7 protein-coding genes are annotated in these 6,748 nt (G+C 66.8%); all 7 read left to right on the top strand.

Going from position 1 to position 6,748, the window contains the following annotated elements; translation table 11 throughout:
- Positions 1-209: SDR family oxidoreductase (locus tag QZV97_RS20015; protein WP_295647004.1), on the top strand; the 209-nt coding region annotated here is incomplete at its 5' end.
- A gap of 37 nt (positions 210-246) precedes the next feature.
- Entirely contained in the window at positions 247-945 is a 699-nt protein-coding gene (locus QZV97_RS20020) for a DUF6781 family protein (protein WP_295647007.1), read from the top strand.
- Between the two features lie 45 nt (positions 946-990).
- Positions 991-2,424 carry a cytochrome ubiquinol oxidase subunit I gene (locus QZV97_RS20025; protein ID WP_295647009.1) on the top strand — a complete coding sequence of 478 codons (1,434 nt, stop codon included), beginning with the start codon at positions 991-993 and terminating at the stop codon, positions 2,422-2,424.
- Positions 2,414-3,421, top strand: coding sequence for a cytochrome d ubiquinol oxidase subunit II (gene cydB, locus QZV97_RS20030; RefSeq protein ID WP_250196067.1), 1,008 nt, complete (start codon positions 2,414-2,416; stop codon positions 3,419-3,421). Before QZV97_RS20025 ends, cydB begins: the two co-directional genes overlap by 11 nt.
- Before the next feature lie 12 nt (positions 3,422-3,433).
- Positions 3,434-5,032: a Re/Si-specific NAD(P)(+) transhydrogenase subunit alpha gene (locus QZV97_RS20035; protein ID WP_295647017.1), complete on the top strand. Its 1,599-nt coding sequence runs from the start codon at positions 3,434-3,436 to the stop codon at positions 5,030-5,032.
- 22 nt (positions 5,033-5,054) lie between these two features.
- Positions 5,055-6,470, top strand: coding sequence for a Re/Si-specific NAD(P)(+) transhydrogenase subunit beta (gene pntB, locus QZV97_RS20040; protein ID WP_295647021.1), 1,416 nt, complete (start codon positions 5,055-5,057; stop codon positions 6,468-6,470).
- 40 nt (positions 6,471-6,510) lie between these two features.
- Positions 6,511-6,748 (top strand): L-lactate permease (locus QZV97_RS20045; RefSeq protein WP_295647024.1); only part of this gene is annotated, 238 nt, incomplete at its 3' end.

Genomic DNA, 6,748 nt, shown 5'->3' on the forward strand with positions numbered 1-6,748 from the left:
ACACCATCTCGCCCGGCTACATCGGCACCAAGATGGTCACGGCGATTCCGAAGGACGTGCTCGACTCGAAGATCCTGCCGCACATCCCGGTGGGGCGTCTGGGAAAGCCCGAGGAAGTGGCGGGTCTGATCATCTACCTCGCATCCGACGAAGCGGCGTTCGTGACCGGCGCCAACATCGCGATCAACGGCGGCCAGCACATGCAGTGATGCGTGTTGCGACAACAACTCTCCAGGAGACAACGAGATGAGCAAGTCCGGTTTCGACCATGACGCCTTGGTAGAGCGGTTCGCTCAGGCCTCGGCCCGCCAGGGCGACGCGCTGCGCCAGGCCGTGCAGCAGGCCACGCTGAAGGCCCTGCAGGGCCGCGAGCTGACGCTCAAGAGCGTGCGCGACGCGGTCAAGGCGACGACCAAGGCCGCCTCGGCCGGCGCCGCGAAGAGCGGCTTGCCGACAACCGATGTCGAGGCGCTGCTGATGAAGGCCGTCGAGGGCATGGATGCCGCACTGGTCAAGGCGGTCGAAGCCAATCGCCGGGCGCTCGAACAATTCGTCGACCAGGGCGTCCAGCTGCGAGAGACCAAGATGAAGAAGGCGCTCGCCGACATCGAGAAGATGGAGGACACCCTGTATGGCAGCCTGGACAAGGCAGTGGCCGACGCGGCGAAGAACCTGCAAGGACCCTGGGCCATGGTGCTCGAAGGGATGAAGGCCAGGGGCAGCGCGACCGGCTCCAGCGCCACGGCTGCGCTGGAGCAGCTGACCGAGCGGTCGCGCGAGGCCGTGCGACGGGGCCGAGCCCAGGCCCAGAGCACCGTGGACGCCTGGATGGACCACTACACGGCGCTGGCGCGCGGCGTGCTGATCGGCATGTCCGAGGGGCTCGACGCATCGGCGCCGCCCCCGGCCGCCAAGTCGTCCTCCAGGCGGGCGCGCCAAGGCTGAGCCCCGGCTCTCACCGACAACGGCCACACCTTGACCGCCTGAACCATGGACGCCTTGCTGCTGTCGCGCCTGCAGTTCGTGTGGGTGATCGCTTGGCACATCCTGCTGCCGGCATTCACCGTCGGGCTGGCCTGCTACATCGCCACGCTCGAAGTGCTGTGGTGGTGGAAGAAGGATGACGTGTACCGGCGGCTGTCGGCCTACTGGATCAAGATCTTTGCCGTCTCGTTCGGCATGGGCGTGGTCTCGGGCATCGTTATGCCGTTCCAGTTCGGCACCAACTGGAGCCGCTTCTCCGACGCCGCCGCCAGCGTCATCGGCTCGCTGATGGCCTACGAGGTGCTGACCGCGTTCTACCTGGAGGCGGCGTTCCTCGGCGTGCTGCTGTTCGGCCGCAAGCTGGTGCCGCAGTGGGCGCATGTGTTCTCCGCCTTGATGGTGGCGTTCGGCACACTGATGTCGTCGTTCTGGATCCTCGCCGTCAACAGCTGGATGCAGACGCCGCAGGGCCACGTCGTTGTGGACGGGCGTTTCGAGCCGGTCAGCATGCTGGCGGTGCTGTTCACGCCGTCGTTTCCATACCGCCTCTCGCACACGGTGATCGCCTTCCTCGTCACCAGCGGATTCGTGATCCTCGCCGTCGCCGCAGGGTTCCTGCGCCAGCGCCGGCACGTCGAGGAAAGCCGCGTGATGGTGAAGATGTCGCTCGCTTTCCTGAGCATCATGGTGCCGCTGCAGATCGTCGTCGGCGACCTGCACGGCCTGAACACGCTCAAGCACCAGCCGGCCAAGCTGGCGGCGATGGAAGGCATCTGGGAGACCGAACGCGGCGTCGCGGCGTCGCTGTTCGCGATCCCTGACGAGAAGGCCGAGCGCAACCGCTTCGAGATCGCGATCCCCAAGCTCGCGAGCTGGTACCTCACGCACGACTGGAACGGAGAGATCAAGGGTCTGAAGGAATGGCCGCGCGAGGACCGGCCGCCGGTGGCGATCGTCTACTTCGCGTTTCGCATCATGGTCGGCATGGGGCTGCTGATGCTGCTCGTGGTGGTCGTCGGCTGGGTCATGCACTTCAAGGGGCGGCTCTACGAGTCGCCGCTGTTCCTCAGGCTGGCTCACTGGTCGATGCCGCTCGGCTTCATTGCCGTGCTTGCCGGCTGGACCGTCACCGAGGTCGGGCGCCAGCCGTGGGTGGTCTATGGCCTGATGCGCACGAGCCAGGGCGTGAGTCCAAGCCTGACCACCTTCGATGTCGCCCTGTCGTTCGCGTTCTACATCGCCGCCTACATCGTGATCTTCGGCGCCGGCTTCATGCTGCTGCGGCGCATCGTGCGCGCCGGCCCGCAGGTGGCGGTCGCGGCGGAAGCCGCGCAAGGCGAACCGTCGCAGGACGAGCCGGCGCGCCCGGCACGACCGCTGTCGGCTGCCACGGAAGCAACAACGGCAGGTGCGACGGCAAGGGGCGACCATGCAACTTGACCTCGTGCCGCTGTGGACTGCAATCCTCGCGCTCGCCGTCTTCATGTACGTGCTGCTCGACGGTTTCGACCTCGGCGTCGGCATGCTGTTCGGGTTGCGTCGCGACCCGCATGAGCGCGACCTGATGGTGGCCAGCGTCGCCCCGGTGTGGGACTTCAACGAGACCTGGCTGATCCTGGGCGGCGGCGGCCTGCTCGCGGTGTTTCCGCTCGCGTTCGCGGTGCTGATGCCCGCGCTGTACTTCCCCATCCTGCTGATGCTGCTGGGCCTGCTGTTCCGCGGCGTCGCATTCGAGTTCCGCGAAGTCGAGGGCGCGCGACGCGGCGTGTGGGACAACGCGTTCATCTGGGGCTCGCTCGTCGCCAGCTTCGCCCAGGGTGTGATCCTCGGCAACATCGTGCAGGGCTTTCCGGTGCAGAACCGACAGTTCGTCGGCACCAGCTGGGACTGGGCCACGCCGTTCACGCTGCTGACCGGCGCCGCGGTCGTCGCCGCCTACATGCTGCAGGGCGCGACCTGGCTGGTGATGAAGACCGAAGGCCCGCTGCAGCAGTGGTCGCGACGCATCGCACAGCGCTCCCTGTGGTGGGTGCTCGCGTTCGTCGCGGCGGTGAGCGTGTGGACGCCGCTTGCCTCCGAGCGGATCGCCGAGCGCTGGTTCAGCTGGCCGAACCTGCTCTGGTTCTCGCCGGTGCCCATCCTCACCGCCGCCGTCGCGGCGCTGCTCTACACCAGTCTGCGCCACGAACGGCGCGACGTGCTGCCGTTCCTGTGTTCGTTCGGCATCTTCTTCCTGGCTTTTACCGGCCTGGTGATCAGCCTGTGGCCCTACCTGATATGGCCATCGATCACCTTGTGGGACGCCGCAGCGCATCCGATTTCGCAGGCCTTCCTGCTTGTCGGCACGATGTTTCTGCTGCCGATCATCCTGCTGTACGTGATCTGGTCGTACTGGGTGTTCCGGGGCAAGGTGCGCGCCGGGCATGGGTACCACTGAGGAGTCGAGACCATGGCCTTGCTGATTGGAGTTCCCACGGAGACCGCGCCGGCCGAGAAGCGCGTCGCGACCGTGCCGGACGTGGTGGAGAAGCTGCGCAAGCTGGGCTTCTCGGTGGCCGTGCAAAGCGGCGCCGGCGACGCCTCCAACTTCGCCGACGACGCGTACCGAGCGGCCGGGGCCGACATCGTTGAGACCGCGTCCGACATCTGGGCCCGGTCGGACATCGTGTTCAAGGTGCGTGCGCCGAGCCCTGACGAGGTGGCGCTGCTGCGGCAAGGCGGCACGCTGATCGGGTTCATCTGGCCAGCGCAGAACCCTGAGTTGATGAAGCAGCTGGCGGCAAAGATGGCCACCGTGCTCGCCATCGACTCGTTGCCGCGCCAGCTGTCGCGCGCGCAGAAGATGGACGCGCTGACCTCGATGGCCGGGGTCAGCGGCTACCGCGCGGTGATCGAGGCGGCCAACGCCTTCGGCCGCTACTTCAACGGCCAGATCACGGCCGCCGGCAAGATTCCGCCGGCCAAGGTGTTCATCGCCGGTGCCGGCGTGGCGGGCTTGGCGGCGATCGGCACCGCGGCGGGCCTCGGAGCGATCGTGCGCGCCAACGACACCCGCGCCGAGGTGGCCGATCAGGTGGTCTCCCTCGGCGGCGAGTTCGTCAAGGTCGACTACGAGGAAGAGGGTTCGGGTGGCGGCGGCTACGCCAAGGTGATGAGCGAGGGCTTCCAGGCCGCGCAGCGTGCGATGTACGCGCAGCAGGCCAAGGAATGCGACATAGTGATCACCACCGCGCTGATCCCAGGCAAGCCCGCGCCGCGGCTGATCACCGCCGAGATGGTCAAGAGCATGAAGCCCGGCAGCGTGATCGTCGACATGGCGGCCGAGCAGGGCGGCAACTGCGAACTCACCGAGCCCGGCCAGTCGGTGGTGAAACACGGCGTGACGATCATCGGCTACACCGACCTCGCCAGCCGTCTGGCCAAGCAGTCTTCCACGCTGTACTCGAACAACCTCCTGCGTCTGACCGAGGAGCTGTGCAAGACCAAGGACGGCGTCATCGACGTCAACATGGAAGACGACGCGATCCGCGGCCTGACGGTCATCAAGGAAGGTGCCATCACATGGCCGCCTCCGCCGCCCAAACTGCCGGCCGCGGCACCGGCCAAACCCGCAGCGGCGTCCATCGTCGCGCCGTCCGCCAAGAAGGGCCACGGCCACGGTGCCAGCGAGCCGATGTCGGCGCGGTCGCTATTGACGGTGTTCGGCGCGGGTGCGCTGGCCTTCGCGCTCGTGGGCCTCTACGCGCCGGCCTCGTTCCTCGCGCACTTCACCGTGTTCGTGCTGGCCTGCTTCATCGGCTACATGGTGGTGTGGAACGTCACGCCGTCGCTGCACACGCCGCTGATGAGCGTGACCAACGCCATCTCGTCGATCATCGCCATCGGCGCGCTGGTGCAGGTGGCGCCGCCGCTGGCAGGTGGTGCCGGAGCCGATCGGCCGTCGCAGCTGATCCTCGGCCTGGCCGTCGTGGCGCTGGTGCTGACGGCCGTCAACATGTTCGGCGGCTTCGCGGTCACGCGGCGCATGCTGGCAATGTTCCGCAAGTGAACAACAAGAAGCAGGAGCGAACATGACCGCAGGCCTGGCCACCGTCTCCTACATCGGCGCCATCATCCTCTTCATCCTCAGCCTGGGCGGGCTGTCGAATCCGGAGACCGCGCGCCGCGGCAACGTATTCGGCATCGTCGGTATGGCCCTCGCGGTGCTGGCCACCGTGCTCGGCCCGCGCGTCACGCCGGCCGGGTACGCGTGGATCGTCGGCGCCCTCGTCGTCGGCGGCGCCATCGGCCTCTTCGCCGCCAAGAAGGTGCAGATGACGCAGATGCCCGAACTGGTGGCATTGATGCACAGCCTCGTCGGACTGGCCGCCTGCCTGGTCGGCTTCGCGAGCTACGTCGATACGTCCACCGTGTTCCCGACACCGGCCGAGAAGGCGATCCACGAGGTCGAGATCTACGTCGGCATCCTGATCGGCGCGGTCACGTTCTCGGGATCGATCGTCGCTTTCGGCAAGCTGTCCGGCAAGATCGGCGGCAAGCCGCTGCTGCTGCCCGGGCGTCACTGGCTCAATTTGGCCGGGCTGGTGGTGGTCGTCTGGTTCGGGCGCGAGTTCCTGCGCGCGCACGACATCCAGGCCGGCATGACCCCGCTGATCGTCATGACGGTGATCGCGCTGCTGTTCGGCATCCACATGGTGATGGCGATCGGCGGCGCCGACATGCCGGTGGTGGTGTCGATGCTCAATAGCTACTCGGGCTGGGCCGCGGCAGCGACCGGCTTCATGCTCGGCAACGATCTGCTGATCGTCGTCGGCGCCCTGGTGGGTTCCTCTGGCGCCATCCTGAGCTACATCATGTGCCGCGCGATGAACCGCAACTTCATCAGCGTCATCGCCGGCGGCTTCGGCACCGGTGGCGGTGCGCCGGCTCCTGCTGACGGTGGCGCGCAACCGGCCGGCGAGGTGGTGCCAGTCAGCGCCGTGGAGACTGCTGAGCTGCTGCGCGAGGCCAAGAACGTCGTCATCGTGCCCGGCTACGGCATGGCGGTGGCGCAGGCCCAACACATGGTGTGCGAGATCACGAAGATTCTGCGCGACAAGGGTGTCAACGTGCGCTTCGGCATTCATCCGGTCGCAGGCCGCATGCCGGGCCACATGAACGTGCTGCTCGCCGAGGCCAAGGTGCCCTACGACATCGTGCTCGAGATGGACGAGATCAACGAGGACTTCCCCGGCACCGACGTGTCGATGGTCATCGGCGCCAACGACATCGTGAACCCCTCGGCGCAGGAAGACCCAGCCAGCCCGATCGCCGGCATGCCGGTGCTCGAAGTTTGGAAGGCCAAGACCTCGATCGTGATGAAGCGCAGCATGGCCTCGGGCTACGCCGGCGTCGACAACCCGCTCTTCTACAAGGACAACAACCGCATGCTGTTCGGCGACGCGAAGAAGACGCTCGAAGAGGTGCTGGCTGCGCTGATCGCCTGAGCCGGCCAAACCTCGTATCGAAGGTATTCAAGGAGACACCATGGAACTCGGCCTTCAAGCACTGTTGGCATTCACCCCGATCGCCCTCTCCGGCGTGCTGCTGGTCGGCCTCGGCTGGTCAGCCAAGAAGGCGATGCCGCTGGTCTATGTGGTCACTGCGCTGATCGCGCTGACGGCCTGGGGCGTGAGCTTCAACCGCGTGCTGGCGGCCACGCTCGAAGGCATCATCATCACGGTGCAGGTGCTGTGGATCATCTTCGGCGCGCTGCTGCTGCTCA

It is taken from the genome of uncultured Methylibium sp. (assembly GCF_902826655.1).
GTDB lineage: Bacteria > Pseudomonadota > Gammaproteobacteria > Burkholderiales > Burkholderiaceae_C > Methylibium.

Coding starts and splice junctions, on each gene's coding strand:
- QZV97_RS20020 (WP_295647007.1), top strand. CDS start 247: ATGAGCAAGTCCGGTTTCGACCATGACGCCTTGGTAGAGCGGTTCGCT.
- QZV97_RS20025 (WP_295647009.1), top strand. CDS start 991: ATGGACGCCTTGCTGCTGTCGCGCCTGCAGTTCGTGTGGGTGATCGCT.
- cydB (WP_250196067.1), top strand. CDS start 2,414: ATGCAACTTGACCTCGTGCCGCTGTGGACTGCAATCCTCGCGCTCGCC.
- QZV97_RS20035 (WP_295647017.1), top strand. CDS start 3,434: ATGGCCTTGCTGATTGGAGTTCCCACGGAGACCGCGCCGGCCGAGAAG.
- pntB (WP_295647021.1), top strand. CDS start 5,055: ATGACCGCAGGCCTGGCCACCGTCTCCTACATCGGCGCCATCATCCTC.